We start from the raw sequence: 16,261 nt of genomic DNA, 5'->3' as shown, positions 1-16,261 counted from the left end.
ATAAATGTACTGACTCAGGTTGATCTGACAGACGCTGGCAGATCTATCGGGCGGAAAATGACCCAAACCGGCCACTCACACAAAGCTTCGGAGACGAGAGTGGTGGATTGGTACACTCTACATTTCGTTAGCTTCATAAGAAACTCCGTGTCGTATCTACAAATATCACCCGCTCTATTACAAGCGACACGCAATGCGTACGCTTATCCAGCTATCGCGCTCACGGGAACGCTCTCTGAGTTAACTCAGATTGAGTTCGAAAGTACATCAAAGTTGGATATGTATCTAAACCGGCTGCTGCGTTCTGAAGAGGATTCTCAAGCAGTGATTGGTTACGCGTCAGTTCTTTTCTGGGGGCATGTTAGTGGGCAGGACGGTCGGTTAAGAGCCCCACGGGCGCACGGAAGGGTTCGACTTGCTCTTAATGGTCGTGATCGCACTCATCGTGGCAGCATTCAGCGTATGCGCGGTGTGAGTGATTTTGGTATAGATGTTGTGGCCGCTCATATACGAGAAGCGACTCAGAGCATTGCCGCAAATGACTACGCCTGGGCTCTTCAGGCGCTCAACAATATACCTCAGCTTCAAATCGCGTTTTCATCAAAGTTATGTGCATTCATTGATCCGACGAAATGCGGTGTGGTTGATTCTGTGATTGCAGATAAATTTCCACAGTTCGGCTTTGAGCTGGCTAAGGGATTCATTAAGAATACGTCAGCCAACCGAGCCCGCTACACAGACTATTGTATGTTCCTGCAGTCCACCGCACAGGAGCTAAATTCCGTAGAGCGCTGTAAGAAATGGACTGATCGAGATGGTGTTCAACACTCTTGGCGTGCGCTTGATGTCGAGCGTGCCTTGTATACGTAAAACCTACGCGTCACAGTCTAACTACGTCGCACCCACGTAATTTGCTGTCGATTTCTATAAAAAACCGCTCCTGTTCTAAGAGCGGCTTTTTCTTCTTCCAGCCGAAGCTCTTATCAGCCCGGAATACGATCTAGAATGCGCTGTGCCTCGATACGAACGCGCTCGGGGGCGGTGCCGCCGATGTGTTTGCGCGAAGCGACCGAGCCTTCCAGGGTCAACACACCAAAAATATCCGATTCAATACGGCTATCGAATTTTTGCAGTTGTTCCAGGTTCAGATCGGCCAGGTCGCAACCCAACTGTTCACATTCACGTACGGCCAAAGCCACGGTTTCGTGGGCGTCCCGGAAAGGCAGGCCTTTCTTGACCAGGTAATCGGCCAGATCGGTAGCGGTCGCAAAGCCTTGCAGGGCTGCGGCGCGCATGGCATCAGGTTTGACTTTGATACCGGAGATCAAGTCGACAAAAATGGTCAGGGTGTCGCGAATGGTGTCAGCCGAATCGAACAGGCCTTCTTTGTCTTCCTGATTGTCCTTGTTGTAGGCCAGCGGTTGGCCTTTCATCAGGGTCAGCAGGGCGATCAGGTTGCCATTGACGCGACCGGTCTTGCCACGGGCCAGTTCGGGAACGTCGGGGTTTTTCTTTTGCGGCATGATGGAACTGCCGGTGCAAAAACGGTCAGCCAGATCAATAAAACCAACGCGTGGGCTCATCCACAGCACCAGCTCCTCGGAGAAGCGGGAGATGTGCGTCATGATCAGGGCGGCAGCGGCGCAGAACTCGATGGCAAAATCGCGGTCCGATACGGCATCCAGCGAGTTGCGGCAGACATCGTCAAAGTTCAGCAGCTTGGCGACCATTTCGCGGTCGATGGGGTAGCTGGTACCGGCCAGGGCGGCAGCGCCCAAGGGCAGGCGGTTCACGCGTTTGCGGCAGTCTTGCAGACGCTCGGCATCGCGCTGGAACATTTCGGCGTAGGCCAGCAAATGGTGGCCAAACGTCACGGGTTGTGCCACTTGCAGGTGGGTGAAACCGGGCAAAATAGTGTCTGCCTGGGCCAGGGCCAGTTCAGCCAGTTTGCGCTGCATCTGAGCCAGCAGGTCCAGAGCAATGTCGATTTCATTGCGCAGCCACAGGCGGATATCGGTGGCGACCTGGTCATTACGTGAACGGCCGGTGTGCAAGCGTTTGCCAGCATCGCCAATCAGTTCGACCAGACGTTTTTCGATGTTCAGGTGCACGTCTTCCAGATCCAGCAACCACTGGAACTGGCCTTGGGCGATTTCGTCCAGAATCTGGCTCATGCCGCGCTCGATGTCCGCTTTGTCCTGCTCGGTGATCACACCGACGGCGGCCAGCATGCTGGCGTGGGCCAGAGAGCCCTGAATATCAAAGCGTGCCATACGCTTGTCAAAGTCCACCGACGCTGTGTAGCGTTTGACGAGGTCAGAGACGGGCTCGGAAAAGCGAGCCGACCAGGCCATGGCTTTATTGGCAAACTGGTCTTGGGAAGAGGAGGGGGTGTTTGATGACATAGAGGGCAATTATAGTGGATTGGACGGGCTGACGCAGGTCATCCAGTCCCGCAGAAAACAGACGCTGTGCAGTATATTAGATAGTTTTGAGACTCTAGGAAACCATGCGGGCCCTTTTTGGGGCTGGCTGGACAAGGAAGAATACATGGAGCAAGAACGCACCTTTGCCGATTTGTTGGGCTGGCAATGGATCGAAGCGTATTTACCGCAGGATCGCTGGGTACAGATATTGGCCGGTTTGGCCATGCTGACCGTGCTGGTCTGGATTGTGAGCTGGTTGACCAGTTCTGTGCTTTCGCGCCTGGTGCGCAGGCTGCTGAAAGTAGCGGGCAAGGACGATTGGGCCCGTGCCCTGGTCAAAAAGCGCTTTGTGCGCAATGTGGGTTATGCCGTGCCTTTGCTGGTGGTCAGCTCCAATCTGACCCTGCTGCCTTTGGCCAAGAATTTGCTGGAAGTGATTGAGCGGGTGGCACTGCTGGGCTTTCTGGTGTTCCTTATCATGGCGGTGGTCAGCCTGCTGGGGGCGTGGCAAGAGGTCTATGCCAATTCCAGCAAGGGGCGCACCAAGTCCATCAAGGGCTATGTCGAGGTGGCCAAGATCGCGGTGTGGGCCATTGGCATTATTGTCATGATCTCCATCGTGCTGGACCAGTCGCCTGTGCTGCTGCTCTCCGGTCTGGGTGCTTTATCCGCGGTCTTGTTGCTGGTCTTTAAAGACACCTTGCTGTCGCTGGTGGCCAGCACGCAGATGAGCACCAACGATATGTTGCGCATCGGCGACTGGATCGAGATGAAGCAGGCCGGGGCCGATGGTTTTGTGATCGATATGGCACTGCATACCGTCAAAGTCCAGAACTGGGACAAGACCGTCACGACCATCCCCACCTACAAGCTGTTTTCCGAGAGCTACCGCAACTGGCGGCAGATGTTCGAGTCCGGTGGACGGCGTATCAAACGCACCTTGAGCATTGATGCCTCCAGCGTTCGTTTTCTGACTCCGGCTGAAGTGGATAGTCTGTCGCGCTTCGCCTTGCTGCGCGATTACCTGAACGAGAAAAAAGAAGATCTGGAGCGTTCCAATCAGGAATTGAGCCGTGCGGGCATGGATGCGGTCAATTACCGTCGCCTGACCAATCTGGGCACCTTCAGGGCGTACTGCATGGCCTATATCAAGCGTCACCCTGAAATCCATCAGGACATGATTCAGATGGTTCGCATGATGGAGCCCACCGCAGAGGGTATTCCTATCGAGGTCTACTGCTTTACCAATAAAACCGCCTGGGTAGACCACGAGCGCATTCAGGGCGATATTTTTGACCATATTCTGGCTGTGCTGCCTGAAATCGGCTTGCGTCTGTTCCAGTCGCCTACCGGTCGCGATTTGAGCCTGGGCTTGAGTCTGGCAGCCGAAAGTCACCGTCCGTCCTTGCCGGGCAGTACCAAAGACCCTCTTTAAATTTGACGTGCGAGTAACCATGAAACAAATTACGGCCATCATCAAACCCTTCAAACTGGATGAAGTGCGCGAAGCTCTGGCAGAACTGGATGTGAACGGCTTGACCGTGACCGAAGTCAAAGGCTTTGGCCGTCAAAAAGGTCATACCGAGCTGTATCGCGGTGCCGAATATGTGGTGGATTTTCTGCCCAAGATTCGCGTGGATATCGTGGTGGCGGCCGATCGCTGTGAAGCGATTATCGAGGCCATCATCAAAGCGGCCCATACCGGCAAGATCGGTGATGGCAAGATTTTTGTAACCCCTGTTGAGCAGGCTATCCGTATTCGTACCTCGGAAAGTGGCCGCGACGCGCTGTAAGGCGGTGCTGGCTTTCAAGGGCTGACTCTGACAGCGTCAAGGGAAGGGCATTCTGATGCGTTATGAAAAGCTGGGTTCGGCCTCACGCGTCTCGCGTGTCGGGCAAGGCAGTTGGTATGTGGAACAGGCCGATTGGCCGCAAAGCATTGCTGCCTTTCAGGCTGGGCTGGATGCCGGCATGAATCATATCGACACGGCAGAAATGTATGGCGATGGTCAGGCAGAAACCCTGATCGGGCAGGCTTTGCAAGGCCGCCGTCACGAGGCTTTTCTGGTGTCCAAGGTCTTGCCCTTTAATGCCAGCCGTCAGGGGGTGATCCGTGCCTGTGAAGCCAGTCTGAAGCGTCTGGGCACCGATTATCTGGATCTCTATTTATTGCACTGGCCCGGTCAGGTTCCTCTGGAAGAGACTTGCGCGGCCTTTGATCAGCTCAGGCAGCAGGGCAAAATCAGGCAGTGGGGTGTCAGCAATTTTGATGTGCCGGATCTGGAGGACTTGTACGAGATCGTGGGGCCAGGTGAGATTGCCTGCAACCAGGTCTTGTATCACCTGAAGGAGCGCGCCATTGAACATGCTGTGCTGCCTTGGTGTCAGAAACATCAGGTTAGCGTGGTGGCTTACAGCCCGTTCGGACATGACGACTTTCCCAAGCCCGATGACAAGGGCGGTGCCTTGCTGGCCGAGATTGCTCGCCAGTATCAGGTAACGCCCCGGCAAGTGGTCCTGGCCTTTTTGTTGCGCGATCCCAATGTGTTCGTGATTCCCAAAGCCTCGCAAGCGCTGCATGCCCAGCAAAACGCGGCGGCCGGGGATCTGATCTTGCAGCCTGAACACATTCAGGCCTTGGACGCACAGTTTGCGCGTGGACCCAAGCCTCCTTATTTGCCCATGATTTGAACAGTAAAGAGAACGGCCCCAAGGTGTGGATGCGTATCCAGAACCAGGGGCCGTTCTCTTTTTGTCTTTCCAGGTCGCGAGCTTGGTTTAGCTGGAAAAGTAAGGCTGACGTTTGTTTTTGAAGTAAAGCCAGGCCAGTGCCAGCATCACCACCGCAGAAATCGGCAGGGTCCAGGTATTGACGCCGTACCAGCCATACACGGCCAGAACGCGGCCCGAGGTAAAAGAGGACAAGGCCACACAGGTGAAGATAATGAAATCATTCAAGGCCTGCACACGACCACGTTCTTCAGGGCGGTAGCAATCCACCACCATATTGGTCGCACCAATAAAGCCAAAATTCCAGCCCAGACCCAGAAAAATAAGGCTGACCCAGAAGTGCGGCACCGTCATGCCTAGCAAGGCGATGATACTGGCCAGACCCAACAGGAACACACCTGCAAAGGTGACGGGGATTTTGCCAAAGCGTTTGATCAGGTTGCCGGTAAAGAAGCTGGGACCAAACATGGCCAGAATGTGCCATTGAATGCCCAGGGTGGATTCTTTCAGGCTATGGCCGTGCATCACCATCGCCAGTGGCGAGGCTGTCATCAGAAAATTCATCAGCACATACGAGGCCACACCAGCTACGACCGCAACAATGAAATAGCTATTGGAGGCGATTTCACGCAGGGGGCGTCCCGTATAGGGTACTTTTTCTTGCTGATTGCGCGTGCCCGGTGCCAAACGCAAGCTAAAGGCAAAGGGTAAAACCAGGGCGGCCAAGGCAGCTTGTGCCAGGAAGGCAGCAGCAAAGGGGTGTTCGGGCCAGATGTCCTGCGTATGGATAATCGTCTGGGTGGCAATAATGGCTCCCAGCAGCCCCCCGGCCATGACCCAGGAAATGGCTTTGGGCCGGAACGTATCACTGGCATCATCAGCAGCGGCAAAACGATAGCTTTGTACATAAGAGGCATACAGCCCGGCTAGGAGGGTGCCCACACAGAACAGGGCAAAAGACAGACTGTAAATACCGGCAGCGGCCAGCAGGCCTGCTCCCACGCCCAGCAAGGCACCGATTATGTAGCCGCCTTGGCGTCCCAGCCTGCGCATCAGATAGGCGGCAGGCAAGATGCCGATGGCCAGGCCCAGGTTGAAAATACCCACTGGCAAGGTGGCCAGATCCGTGCTGCTGGCCATTTTCTGACCGACCAGACTGCTCAAGGCCACGACCAATGCCGGATTCGCCCCGCCCAGTGCTTGCATTCCAGAAAGAATAAAGGCGTTACGGCGACTTGAATCGACTTGCGTGGACATGGTTGGTCTCGGTATATAACTTTGTTTTATTAGTTAATGCTGAATTTCAGCTAAACCAGTGTAGCACCGCGAGCCCAGAAGGCAGGCATAAAGGACTCGGCGACCAGCAAGGGTTGGCCGTGTCGCCAAAAGACCGAACAACGCGACAAAACCTGTTGAGCATCTGGAACAGGCTCGCCGCTGGGCGTTACGGCGCGCTCAATCGTGCGGAAAAAGCTCATGCCACGGTTTAAACGGCAGCTTAAAAAGGCCGAGCGTTGTATCTGGGCATCGTTATAAAGCATGTCCGCCAGCGGGCGACTGCGCAGCCGCCGTATGCCTTGCCAGACACTGTGGGAGGCGGGCAGGGGCGTGAAACTGCGCGCAATAACGCAGCGGATTCCGTCTACTGCCATGGACACTTCTCGTATCCAGGCCAGCGTGCCTGGCGGCTTTTGAATCAAAGCAGCCTCTTGCGGGTTCAGGCGGCAGGCGTACTCGCTGACGACTTCCAGATGGACCTGGCCCAGACGGCGCAGACCGGTAGTCAGGGCGCCGGGACGGTGAAGCCAGTACTTTTGGGCCTGTGTGGCGGAGGGGTGAACCCGGTCATGCCAGGGTTTTTTTGTGCTGGAGGGAAATTTCATGTCCTGTATTATCGCCAAAGCCATAAAATAGCGCTCATGGAAAAAGAACGTATCTCAAAATTAATGGCCCAGCGCGGCATGTGTTCACGCCGTGAGGCGGATGCTTTCATCGAGCGCGGCTGGGTGCGTGTGGACGGTGAAACCGTCTCTGAATTGGGGAGCAAAGCCTATCCCAATCAGAAAATCACACTGGAAAAACAAGCGCGTCAGCGCCAGACCCAACGTGCCACGATCTTGCTGCACAAGCCTGTGGGCTATGTGTCGGGCCAGGCCGAAGCCGGTTATCGCAATGCGGTGTCCCTGATCGGTGCTGCCACGCAGTACAAGGGTGGCCGTGGTGGCCCACGCTTTGACCCGGCGCATCTGCGCGGTCTGGCACCGGCTGGTCGTCTGGATATTGACTCCACTGGCTTGCTGATCCTGACTCAGGATGGTCGCATTGCGCGGCAGATTATTGGCGAGGACTCGGTCATCGACAAGGAATATCTGGTGCGTGTGACCGGCAAATTGAGCGAACGCGGTATGGAGCTGCTCAATTTCGGTTTGAGCCTGGATGGCAAGCCCTTGCTGCCTGCTCAAGTGTCCTGGCAGAACGATGACCAACTGCGTTTCATTCTGCGTGAAGGCAAAAAGCGCCAGATTCGCCGCATGTGCGAGCTGGTTGGCCTGAAGGTCGTGGGTTTGAAGCGCGTGCGTATTGGCGAACTGGTACTGGGCGACCTGCCTATGGGCCAGTGGCGCTACATGAAAGAATCCGAGCGCCTGGCCTAAAGGCAAAGGGGCGGCTTACAGCCCCGAATGACGAAGTTGAAAGCTGGCCTTGTCATCCTGGGCCAGCGTTTCTGTTAACCACGGCATGCTTTGTTCCAGAGCCTTGAGCAGCGTCCAGGGAGGATTGCTGATGAACAAGCCACTGCCATGCAAACCCAAACCATTTTTGGCCGGAGCACGAACCGACAGGCTGACATGCAGCCAAGGCGTATCCAGTTGCTCCAGCTTGCGTTGCAAGGCCTGTACTTCAGGCCGCTGCACAATGGGATACCACACCACGATACAGGCTTGAGCAAAGCGCTTGAGGGCATTTTTGACGCTGTTCAAGACCTGCTGATAGTCCGCCTTGGCCTCGTAGGAGGGGTCCATGACGACAACAGCGCGTCGTGATGGGGGTGGTAGCAAGCGTCCCAACTGTTCAAACCCATTTTCCGGATACAGGCGAACCCGACGATTGCCTTTGGGAAACAACTGCGCCACGTTTTCGCTCAGGACCTCGAATTCAGACGGGTGCAATTCAAAACCGTGAAAACTGTCCTGGTTACGCAAACGCTCCAGGGCCAACCAGGGTGAACCGGGGTAGTAACGGGCGGTCCCGTCCGGGTTCAGGTCGGCAATGGCATCAATATAGTGTTCTACCAGTTCCGGGTACTCATCTTGCTGCAAGACCCGGTCCAGGCCGTCGTAGAACTCGCCCTTGGTTTGCGCCCAGTCGTGCTCCAGATCATAGATACCGGCACCGCAGTGAGTATCGATAATGCTGAAAGCGCTGTCTTTTTGGGCGTAGTAATTAAAGATATGCAGCAAGGTGGCGTGCTTGAGCACATCCGCGTGATTGCCAGCATGAAAGGCGTGACGGTAACTGAACAAGAGAAATCCTGGGTGTGGCGGTTTAAAGAGTGTCGGGGCGAATCGTGGTGACTTTATCAGTGAAGATGCCGTTGCACCCCCAATCCAGCAGCTCGCGCACCCGTTCGGCGTCGTTGACGGTCCAGACGGCCACGGTATAGCCCGCCTGACGGATGGCTTGGACCAGAGCCTGGTCAACAAAACGGTTATTCAGATTCAGGCCCATGCAGCCCAGGCGCTCCAGGCGCTCGGGCCAGTCGGCTGGCACCTTCTCTTCGATGAGCAAGGCGCGGGGCAAGGTGGGGACGGCTTGCTGGGCCGCTTGCAGGGCGACTTCGGAAAAGGAGGACAGCAGGGGGGGCAGGCTGGCCTGCGCCCACAGGGCCTGAGCGGCCAGTGCCACCACGCGGCCAGTCTCGGCTTCGTCGCCCGTGGTCGGCTTGATTTCGATATTGCTGTGAATCTGATTGGCCAGGGTAAAGGCGGCAATCGAACTCAAGGTAGGGATGGGCTCGCCTGCGTAGGCCGAAGAATGCCAGGCCCCAAAATCCAGTGCTGACAGTTCTGCCAGCGTCAGCGCAGAGGCGATGCCCTGGCTGTTGGAGGTGCGATCCAGTTCGTCATCATGCAGCAGCACGGGAACCCCGTCACGGCTCAGTTTGACGTCGTACTCCATCATGTGAAAACCATTCTGGGCGCCGACTCGAATGGCAGCCAGGGTGTTCTCCGGGGCCACCTTGCCTGCCCCTCGGTGGGCAATCAAAGCAGGGTAGGGCCAGTGATGATTCATTGAAGGCATGGCGGACTCGCAAGAGGCGTGATAAAAAGCCAATGTACTATTTTAACCGGGGCTGTACACTGTACGGTTACGGTTTTGGATTTACAATCCGATCCTAGGCCGAATCAAGCACCCATGGCGCCATTTGCTGCGCGGCGTGGGCTCGCTTTATGAGGCCACAGTTTACGTCAAACACACTTGATCCAAACACGGTATATTTTCAGGCCGAGCTGGGCTCTCCGGCCTGATGCGCCGCCCGCAGCGCCCCTGCTGCAAGCGAAAGTAGGTGATGATTAATGTTCGAGATTATCCGTAAGAACCAACGCGTCATGCAGTTGGTCCTGTTAGTGCTGATTCTGCCGTCTTTTGTACTGATTGGCGTCAGCGGCTACTCCAGCTATGTTTCTGGCGATAGCGATATTGTGAAGGTTGGCGATAGCGCCATTACATCCCAGGAATTTGATCGTGCGCGCCGCATGCAGTTGGACGATATGCAGCGTAACAATCCTGCCGGTTTTGATCTGGCTCAGGCGGATAGCCTGGAGAGCCGTCGTGCCTTGCTGGAATCCCTGGTTGATCAGCGTGTACAAATTGAAGTGGCTACCTCGGCCCGCTTTAATGTGTCCGACATTGCCCTGCGCGACAATATCGCCACCATGCCGGAATTTCAGGAAAACGGTACCTTCTCGCCTGCGCTCTACAGCCAGGTTCTGGCCTCAGCCGGTATCAATACCCGTGATTTCGAGCAAAGCCAGCGTGGCCAGTTGGCCCTGCAACGCGTGCTCGGTCCAGTGGCCTCCAGTACCGTCATGCTGCCCAGCGTGATGAATAAGCTGGAAATCGCCCTGACTGAAGAACGTGGTGTGCGCACTCGCAGCTTCCTGACACGTGATTTTGAATCCAAGGTTCAGATCAGCGATGCAGACTTGCAAGCCTGGTACGACGCCAACAAACAATCGCTGGAACTGCCCCAGCAAGTCAAAGTGGAATATCTGCTGCTGAACGAAGCAGCTGCCTCCAAAGACTTGGCAACGCCTACCGAAGATCAGCTCAAGCAGTATTACGAACAAAACAAGGCCCGCTACGTACAAGCTGGCCGCGTGAACATCAGCCATATCCTGGTGACACTGCCTGCCGGTGCATCGGACAGCGAACGTGAAGCGGCCCAGGCCAAGGCCCGTGATCTGGCTGAAAAAGCCCAGGCCAATAAAGACGGTTTCGCCGATTTGGCACGTGCCAACTCCCAGGACGACGGTAGCGCCCGCGAAGGTGGCGAGCTGGGCTGGATCAGCAAAGGCTCCTGGCCCTCCGTGCTGGAAGGCGCTGTGTTCGCTTTGAAGAAAGGTGATGTATCCGGTGTGATCGAAGGCCCTAACGGCTTCCACATTTTCAAGAGCAACGAAGTTCAGCCTGAACAAGGCGAGTCCTTCGAGCAGGCCCGTAGCAAGGTGCAGGACGAAGTGCGCAAGCAACTGGCTTCCGAGCGTTTTGCCGATATGGCCAGCAAGCTGACCAATCTGGTTTACGACAACGAAGATAGCCTGGAAGCGGCCGCCAACGCCTTGGGTCTGAGCTTGAAACAGGCTGAGGGCATTAGCCGTCAAGGTTTGATTCCTGCCTCGCAAGTCGACGGTGATCTGGCTGCTGCCAAGAGCCCCGATGCCGCTGTGCTGGACGACAGCCGTGTTCGCCAGGCCTTGTTCAACCCTGAGACCCTGGCTTCGCGCAAAAACGCTGGCGTTATTGAAGTCTCGCCAGATACCTTGATTGCTGTGCGCGTTATCGACGTGCAAGCCGCGCATGTGCCAGAACTGGATAAAGTGCGTAGCATCGCCCAGGAAAATCTGCGCCGCGAGAAAGCAGCCGCTATGGCCGTGCAAGCGGGCGAGGACTACCTGAAGCAATTGAATGAAGGCGCAGAGCCTGAAAGCTTCTCGGCTCAATTTGCCGTTAGCCGTGCTGAGTTCCCCGAGATGGACGAAGCCTTGTTGAACAAGGTTCTGGCCAATCCCGTGGACAAATTGCCTGCTTATGTGGGTGACCGTCAGCCACAGGGCTACACCGTGGTACAGATTCTGAGCCACGAACCTGGCAAGGCTGGTAACCCCGGTCTGGATATGTTGACGGCCCAACTGACGCAAGCCATGGCTCGTACCGAGACCCAGGCGGTTCTGCAAGCGATGCGTGTGGAAGAGAAAGTCCAGTTCCTGCCTGAAGCAGAGAAAGAATTGACCTCCAGCGGCGATAGCGAGTAACGCGGGTTGTGAGTCAGAACCAATCACCCTGGAGCAAGTCTGCTTCAGGGTGTTTTTCAAAGAGCATTCTGATGAATCATTCTGAAATTTCCCTGGTACGGCGGCGCCTTTTAGGCGCCGCAACTGTTTGGGGCCTGACAGCACCGTGGCTGGCCCAGGCCCAGGCGACCCCCCAGGGCACGTTTATTGAACGGACCTTGAACCGACCCGTACCGGGCGGGGTAGCCGTACTGGATTTGGGAGCAGGGAACCAGGCGCCTGTCGTGAACTTTAATGGGCATCGTGTCCTGGTGATTCAGGACGCCGATCAGCGCTGGAAAGCGATTGTCGGGCTGGATCTGAAAACAAAGCCGGGTCAGCACAGCGTATCCGTGCAAGGGCAGTCGAGTGTGGCGTTTCAAGTGGGTAGCAAGCGTTACCGCGAGCAGCGCATTACCTTGAAGAACAAATCCCATGTGAATCCCGACCCGCAGCAGCAAGCGCGGTTCGAGCGCGAGTACGAAGAGCAGATGCAGGCTTATGCCAGCTTCCGCCCCGAAGGCCCCAGCAATGTAGTGTTTGAAAAGCCCGTACCCGGTCGTCTGACCAGTCCATTTGGCCTGCGCCGTTTCTTTAATGGCGAAGAACGTAATCCGCATTCTGGTCTGGATTTTGCCGCCGCAACCGGCACTTCCGTCAAAGTCCCTGCGGACGGTGTTGTCACTATCGTGGCGGATTACTTTTTTAACGGCAAAACCGTATTTGTTGACCATGGCCAGGGCCTGATCACCATGTTCTGCCACTTGTCGGCCTTTGATGTGAAAGTGGGCGATAGCGTGCGCAAGGGCGATGTGATTGCGCGCTCCGGGGCAACAGGACGTGCGACAGGGCCCCATCTGCACTGGAACGTCAGTTTGAATAATACACGGGTTGATCCCGCTATTTTTATTGGCGCTTTCCAAGCCTGAGCGGACATTTAGGGTTTCTATGATAGTTGCTTCGGCATATCGACGGGGCTTGCGAGACAGCGCCTCTATCGCCTTGGGCTATGTGCCGGTGGCCATTTCCTTTGGTCTGGCTGCCGTGCATGCAGGTTTGTCGCCTTGGCTGGCAGTATTGGTGTCCCTGATTGTGTATGCCGGGGCCAGTCAGTTCATTTTGATCAGCCTGTTTGTGGCAGGGGCGGCTTATCCCAGTATCTTGGGGATTGTGCTGGTCATGAACCTGCGTCATGTTTTTTACGGGCCTACCTTGATGGGGTTTTTTACTGGCTCCAGAAGCGTCTCCAGCCTATTTATGGCTCCCGGTCTGACTGATGAGGTCTTTGCCGCTTCCGCGGCAGGCGTGGCGCGTCAACCCGCTCACGAGCAGGAATCCTGGTATTGCGGCTTGCAACTGGGTTCCTACCTGTCCTGGGTTCTGGGAACGGCGATCGGGGCGTTTTTTGCCAGCGATTTGCTGGGGCAATCGCCCGTGCTGGAAAAGACCTTGGGTTTTGTATTACCGGCCCTGTTTTTTGCCTTATTACTGGAAATCCGCCGCTCTGCACCCTTGCCTGTGCTGGTGGCGGCCGCCTTGGGGGCCGTACTGGCCATGACGGTAGTGCCCTCGTATCTGGCCATTATCGTGGGCATGCTGGCCGGTGGTTTGATGGCCTTGCGCCGCGCTTAAGGAGTGGAGATGGATTGGGGTTTTCTACTCATGATTGTGCTGGCGGGCCTGGGCACCTTTCTGATTCGGTATCTGCCCTTACGTTTAGGTGGGCGACAAGGCAAGGCGGACCCAAGTCGTGTTTCGATCTGGCCACGTTTGTTTGGCGCGATTGGACCGGCCGGGGTGGTGGCCTTGCTGGTGGTGTCCTTGATTTCCTTGCTGCGTCCCGAGCATATGTCGCTGGATTTACCGCCTTTGCTGGCGGGTTTGGCAGGTGTGTTGTTGGGACGCCGGTGGCCGGGAGGGATTGCGGGTTCGACACTGACCGGAGTGCTGGCTTATGGTTTGTGTGTCGCTTATGTGGGTGTATAAGTCGGCTTTTTGACAGGCATTCACCTTGCAATTTGGGCGTCAAACCGGCAGCAGGATATGTGCTGCCGGTTTGACGCCCAAATTCGTTAAAACCTGCGTGGCGTACAAGCCGTTTGGCTGAATGCCGATTCGGCCTGAAACACGTCCTGCTTAAAACTTGCTGAAGTTAGGCAGGCTGCTGGTCACTGTCTGCCAATGCTCAAACTCTTTCTTGCCTTTGGCATCCAGTTCTTCCGGAGTGCTGCTTGCGCTTTGCATGCCCGCCAGGCGTAGCTTTTCTTTGACAGCCTCATTATTCAGCGTCGTCGCAATCGAGGCTTGTGCCGCCTGAATAAGCTCCGGCTTGGTGCCTGCAGGGGCATAGAAGGCCAGCCATCCGTTTACTTTCAACTGGGGATAGCCCAGCTCGGCAATCGATGGTGTATCTGGCAGCAACGGGTCGCGTTGGCTGTCAAAGAGAGCCAGCACATTCACTTTGCCCGCTTCGGATTGCTGAATCAGCTCGCCAATATTCAACACTGCGGCCGGGACCTGTGCGCCCACTAAAGCCACGATGGCTTCACTCGCCCCTTTGTAGCCTACGTGCTCCAGTGGAACCCCCAAAGTTTGCCCCAGGTATAGACCGGCCAGATGCTGACCGCTACCGGTGGATGAACTGGCAAAAAAGGTTTGATTCGGGTCAGTTTTAATGCTTTGCACATAGTCCGCAAAGCTCTTGATACCCGAGCTGCTGGGTACGGCCAGGCCCAAGTTCCAGTTCACTGCATTGCTGATGGGGGCCAGGTCTTTGAAGGGCTCGTAGCGCAGTTCTGTAAAGGTGTGGGGATACAGGCTTAGTGCGACACCGGGAGTCAAAATAAAGGTCGAGCCATCGGCTGCCGAAGTGGTGGCCAGGTTCAAGGCCAGCCGTCCGGAGGCTCCCGGTCGGTTATCCACGATGACAGGCCTTCCCAGCGCTTTGGACAAATCGGGGGCAATCAGCCGTGCGACCAGATCCACATTGCCCCCGGCTGGAAAACCAACCAGAATGCGTGCGGTTTGTGCGGAGTCGGCCTGGGCGGTGCCCAGCCATCCCACGCTGAGAAAGGAAGCGATGATTGCTGCGCCCAAGCTTATTTTGCTTTTTTTCATGATGTCTCCCGGTGTCGCGCTCTGTTCTAGGATCAGAGAGCGGCGGTTATTTCAACTTCGACTTGGTATTGTGGAAAGGCCAGCTTGGACTCTACGCAGGAGCGGGCTGGTTTTTTATCCGCCGGGACCCAGGCATTCCAGATCTCGTTAAGCGATGGCCATTTTTTGTAGTCGTCAATCCAGATCATGGCACGCAGAATGTGGCTGCGGTCGATCCCGATTTCCTGAAATTGCTCGTCAATCTGATTCAGGATCTGATGCAATTGCTCTTCAAACGTGCCCGAAGGGTCCATGGCAACTTGTCCCGACATGTAGACAACTTTGTCGTGAATGACGTATTTGCTCATGTTTTTATTCTGGTGAAAGCGTTCGATACTCATGGTGTGCTCCTGGTAAGAGAGGAAATGGGTGTTAGGCAATCGTGGTGTGCAGGGTGCCCAGACCGCTGATATGGGCGCGCAACTGGTCGCCCGGGGCCAGAAACTCACCTCGGGCCGCGCCGACGCCAGCAGGGGTGCCAGTCAGGACAACATCGCCGGGCTCCAGTGTCATGATTTCAGTCAGACGAACCAGTTGTTCGCGCAGGTCAAAAATCATGCCGGAGGTGTTGGCGTCCTGTTTGATCTGGCCGTTCAGCTCCAGCCTCATATCCAGGTTTTGCGGATCGCTGACAAAGCAGGCAGGGATCAGGGCCGGGCCGATGGGGCAGCTTGCGTCATTGGCTTTGGCGGCGACCCAGTCAAATTTGTAGAACTGCTCGGGAGCGCGGGCGAAGTCGCGGGCCGACAGATCAATGGCGATGGTGTAGCCCGCCACGTGCTCCATCGCATTTTCCAGCGTCAGGTCTTTGGCTCTCTTGCCAATCACCATGGCCAACTCAATTTCCCAATCGTATTTTTGACAGTTCTTTGGGATGGCTGCGTGCTGGCCGTCACCGATCGCGGCTTGGCGGGCGGGCTTGAAAAAGAAGAACAGACGCTGGTCTTTTTTCTCGGCAGGGACATTCATTTCCTCCAAGTGGTCGTAGTAATTGGCACCAGCGCACAGAATCTTGCCGGGGTACAGCACGGGCGGCAGGGTGGCGTCGGTGTCGGTCAAGACCAGGTCTGTCTGGGCAGTTGCCTGTTCAGCCAGGGCCTGGAGTTTGGGCAGATTGTCATCCCAATGCTCCAGGAGCTCGAACACGCTGTCGGGCAAGGTGGCAGCGTTCAAGCGCTGACATAAAGCGGCAATGGAATAGTCCTTTCCATCGACCGACAAGCAGGCCACGGGAGCCTGATGGATCAGCAAAGTTTTAAGGGAAAACATAGAAAAATCCGAGTAGCTGTTGAACATGAAGTTCATGGTATGCTCGGCCATCTATTCCCAGTTAATGAAAAATTCACGTATTGCTATAACCATGATGAATACCAGTATTCGTGTTTTAGCGACGGT

17 protein-coding genes are annotated in these 16,261 nt (G+C 55.8%); 9 read left to right on the top strand and 8 right to left on the bottom strand.

Translation table 11 applies throughout. The annotated features are described in order from the left end of the window. Window positions 1-147: 147 nt before the first annotated feature. Window positions 148-870, top strand: a complete 723-nt coding sequence (locus tag JYG33_RS05155) for a hypothetical protein (protein ID WP_207874957.1) — start codon at window positions 148-150, stop codon at window positions 868-870. 113 nt (window positions 871-983) lie between these two features. On the opposite strand, the gene argH is transcribed toward JYG33_RS05155, so the two are convergent. Next, window positions 984-2,405, bottom strand: coding sequence for an argininosuccinate lyase (argH, locus tag JYG33_RS05150; RefSeq protein WP_207874956.1), 1,422 nt, complete (start codon window positions 2,403-2,405; stop codon window positions 984-986). Between the two features lie 145 nt (window positions 2,406-2,550). Here argH and JYG33_RS05145 point away from each other — a divergent pair, with 145 nt between their 5' ends. The 3 genes from JYG33_RS05145 to JYG33_RS05135 are packed head-to-tail and all read left to right on the top strand — an operon-like array spanning window position 2,551 to window position 5,117. Further along, window positions 2,551-3,861, top strand: coding sequence for a mechanosensitive ion channel domain-containing protein (locus tag JYG33_RS05145; protein ID WP_207874955.1), 1,311 nt, complete (start codon window positions 2,551-2,553; stop codon window positions 3,859-3,861). A gap of 19 nt (window positions 3,862-3,880) precedes the next feature. After that, window positions 3,881-4,219 carry a P-II family nitrogen regulator gene (locus JYG33_RS05140; RefSeq protein WP_189390672.1) on the top strand — a complete coding sequence of 113 codons (339 nt, stop codon included), beginning with the start codon at window positions 3,881-3,883 and terminating at the stop codon, window positions 4,217-4,219. A 55-nt stretch (window positions 4,220-4,274) separates the two neighbouring features. Then, window positions 4,275-5,117 carry an aldo/keto reductase gene (locus tag JYG33_RS05135; RefSeq protein ID WP_207874954.1) on the top strand — a complete coding sequence of 281 codons (843 nt, stop codon included), beginning with the start codon at window positions 4,275-4,277 and terminating at the stop codon, window positions 5,115-5,117. Window positions 5,118-5,204: 87 nt separating this feature from the next. On the opposite strand, the gene JYG33_RS05130 is transcribed toward JYG33_RS05135, so the two are convergent. After that, complete coding sequence (locus tag JYG33_RS05130) at window positions 5,205-6,413, bottom strand: MFS transporter (RefSeq protein WP_207874953.1); 1,209 nt, start codon at window positions 6,411-6,413, stop codon at window positions 5,205-5,207. 50 nt (window positions 6,414-6,463) lie between these two features. After that, the gene (locus tag JYG33_RS05125) at window positions 6,464-7,039 is read right to left on the bottom strand and encodes a chorismate lyase (protein WP_207874952.1); all 576 of its coding nucleotides are present in this window, start codon (window positions 7,037-7,039) and stop codon (window positions 6,464-6,466) included. A 36-nt stretch (window positions 7,040-7,075) separates the two neighbouring features. Between JYG33_RS05125 and JYG33_RS05120 the strand changes: the two genes are divergently transcribed. Then, a complete protein-coding gene (locus JYG33_RS05120; protein WP_207874951.1) occupies window positions 7,076-7,810 on the top strand; it encodes an rRNA pseudouridine synthase in 735 nt (244 codons plus the stop codon). A gap of 15 nt (window positions 7,811-7,825) precedes the next feature. On the opposite strand, the gene rlmJ is transcribed toward JYG33_RS05120, so the two are convergent. Further along, a complete protein-coding gene (rlmJ, locus tag JYG33_RS05115; protein ID WP_207874950.1) occupies window positions 7,826-8,680 on the bottom strand; it encodes a 23S rRNA (adenine(2030)-N(6))-methyltransferase RlmJ in 855 nt (284 codons plus the stop codon). A 22-nt stretch (window positions 8,681-8,702) separates the two neighbouring features. After that, window positions 8,703-9,449 (bottom strand): glycerophosphodiester phosphodiesterase, encoded by a 747-nt coding sequence (gene ugpQ, locus JYG33_RS05110; protein WP_207875736.1) that lies wholly within the window; start codon window positions 9,447-9,449, stop codon window positions 8,703-8,705. Between the two features lie 284 nt (window positions 9,450-9,733). On the opposite strand from ugpQ, the gene JYG33_RS05105 reads away from it, so the two are divergent. The 4 genes from JYG33_RS05105 to JYG33_RS05090 all read left to right on the top strand — a co-directional run bounded on the left by JYG33_RS05105 (window position 9,734) and on the right by JYG33_RS05090 (window position 13,696). Beyond that, window positions 9,734-11,692, top strand: coding sequence for a SurA N-terminal domain-containing protein (locus tag JYG33_RS05105; protein ID WP_207874949.1), 1,959 nt, complete (start codon window positions 9,734-9,736; stop codon window positions 11,690-11,692). 71 nt (window positions 11,693-11,763) lie between these two features. Continuing rightward, complete coding sequence (locus JYG33_RS05100) at window positions 11,764-12,639, top strand: M23 family metallopeptidase (protein ID WP_207874948.1); 876 nt, start codon at window positions 11,764-11,766, stop codon at window positions 12,637-12,639. 19 nt (window positions 12,640-12,658) lie between these two features. After that, window positions 12,659-13,342: an AzlC family ABC transporter permease gene (locus JYG33_RS05095; protein ID WP_207874947.1), complete on the top strand. Its 684-nt coding sequence runs from the start codon at window positions 12,659-12,661 to the stop codon at window positions 13,340-13,342. 9 nt (window positions 13,343-13,351) lie between these two features. Further along, window positions 13,352-13,696, top strand: coding sequence for an AzlD domain-containing protein (locus JYG33_RS05090; protein WP_207874946.1), 345 nt, complete (start codon window positions 13,352-13,354; stop codon window positions 13,694-13,696). Window positions 13,697-13,846: 150 nt separating this feature from the next. Here the strand turns inward: JYG33_RS05090 and JYG33_RS05085 are convergent, their stop codons facing one another. Genes JYG33_RS05085 through JYG33_RS05075 form a run of 3 tightly spaced genes read right to left on the bottom strand, consistent with a single transcriptional unit; the run spans window position 13,847 to window position 16,135 of the window. Next, the gene (locus JYG33_RS05085; RefSeq protein WP_207874945.1) at window positions 13,847-14,827 is read right to left on the bottom strand and encodes a tripartite tricarboxylate transporter substrate-binding protein; all 981 of its coding nucleotides are present in this window, start codon (window positions 14,825-14,827) and stop codon (window positions 13,847-13,849) included. Between the two features lie 32 nt (window positions 14,828-14,859). Continuing rightward, complete coding sequence (locus JYG33_RS05080) at window positions 14,860-15,207, bottom strand: RidA family protein (RefSeq protein ID WP_207874944.1); 348 nt, start codon at window positions 15,205-15,207, stop codon at window positions 14,860-14,862. 31 nt (window positions 15,208-15,238) lie between these two features. After that, the gene (locus JYG33_RS05075) at window positions 15,239-16,135 is read right to left on the bottom strand and encodes a fumarylacetoacetate hydrolase family protein (protein ID WP_207874943.1); all 897 of its coding nucleotides are present in this window, start codon (window positions 16,133-16,135) and stop codon (window positions 15,239-15,241) included. Window positions 16,136-16,261 lie beyond the last annotated feature (126 nt).

The sequence above is a fragment of the Alcaligenes sp. SORT26 genome (assembly GCF_017377875.1).
GTDB classification, from domain to species: Bacteria; Pseudomonadota; Gammaproteobacteria; order Burkholderiales; family Burkholderiaceae_B; genus Alcaligenes; species Alcaligenes parafaecalis.
Note: the sequence above shows the minus strand (reverse complement) of the source record. Positions and strands in the feature narration are given on the sequence as shown.

Excerpts from the sequence above, each read along its gene's own strand:
- JYG33_RS05130 (WP_207874953.1), bottom strand. The coding sequence starts at position 6,413 with ATGTCCACGCAAGTCGATTCAAGTCGCCGTAACGCCTTTATTCTTTCT.
- JYG33_RS05075 (WP_207874943.1), bottom strand. The coding sequence starts at position 16,135 with ATGTTTTCCCTTAAAACTTTGCTGATCCATCAGGCTCCCGTGGCCTGC.
- JYG33_RS05120 (WP_207874951.1), top strand. The coding sequence starts at position 7,076 with ATGGAAAAAGAACGTATCTCAAAATTAATGGCCCAGCGCGGCATGTGT.
- JYG33_RS05140 (WP_189390672.1), top strand. The coding sequence starts at position 3,881 with ATGAAACAAATTACGGCCATCATCAAACCCTTCAAACTGGATGAAGTG.
- JYG33_RS05085 (WP_207874945.1), bottom strand. The coding sequence starts at position 14,827 with ATGAAAAAAAGCAAAATAAGCTTGGGCGCAGCAATCATCGCTTCCTTT.
- argH (WP_207874956.1), bottom strand. The coding sequence starts at position 2,405 with ATGTCATCAAACACCCCCTCCTCTTCCCAAGACCAGTTTGCCAATAAA.
- JYG33_RS05145 (WP_207874955.1), top strand. The coding sequence starts at position 2,551 with ATGGAGCAAGAACGCACCTTTGCCGATTTGTTGGGCTGGCAATGGATC.
- JYG33_RS05135 (WP_207874954.1), top strand. The coding sequence starts at position 4,275 with ATGCGTTATGAAAAGCTGGGTTCGGCCTCACGCGTCTCGCGTGTCGGG.
- JYG33_RS05100 (WP_207874948.1), top strand. The coding sequence starts at position 11,764 with ATGAATCATTCTGAAATTTCCCTGGTACGGCGGCGCCTTTTAGGCGCC.
- JYG33_RS05105 (WP_207874949.1), top strand. The coding sequence starts at position 9,734 with ATGTTCGAGATTATCCGTAAGAACCAACGCGTCATGCAGTTGGTCCTG.
- JYG33_RS05080 (WP_207874944.1), bottom strand. The coding sequence starts at position 15,207 with ATGAGTATCGAACGCTTTCACCAGAATAAAAACATGAGCAAATACGTC.
- JYG33_RS05095 (WP_207874947.1), top strand. The coding sequence starts at position 12,659 with ATGATAGTTGCTTCGGCATATCGACGGGGCTTGCGAGACAGCGCCTCT.
- ugpQ (WP_207875736.1), bottom strand. The coding sequence starts at position 9,449 with ATGAATCATCACTGGCCCTACCCTGCTTTGATTGCCCACCGAGGGGCA.
- JYG33_RS05090 (WP_207874946.1), top strand. The coding sequence starts at position 13,352 with ATGGATTGGGGTTTTCTACTCATGATTGTGCTGGCGGGCCTGGGCACC.
- JYG33_RS05125 (WP_207874952.1), bottom strand. The coding sequence starts at position 7,039 with ATGAAATTTCCCTCCAGCACAAAAAAACCCTGGCATGACCGGGTTCAC.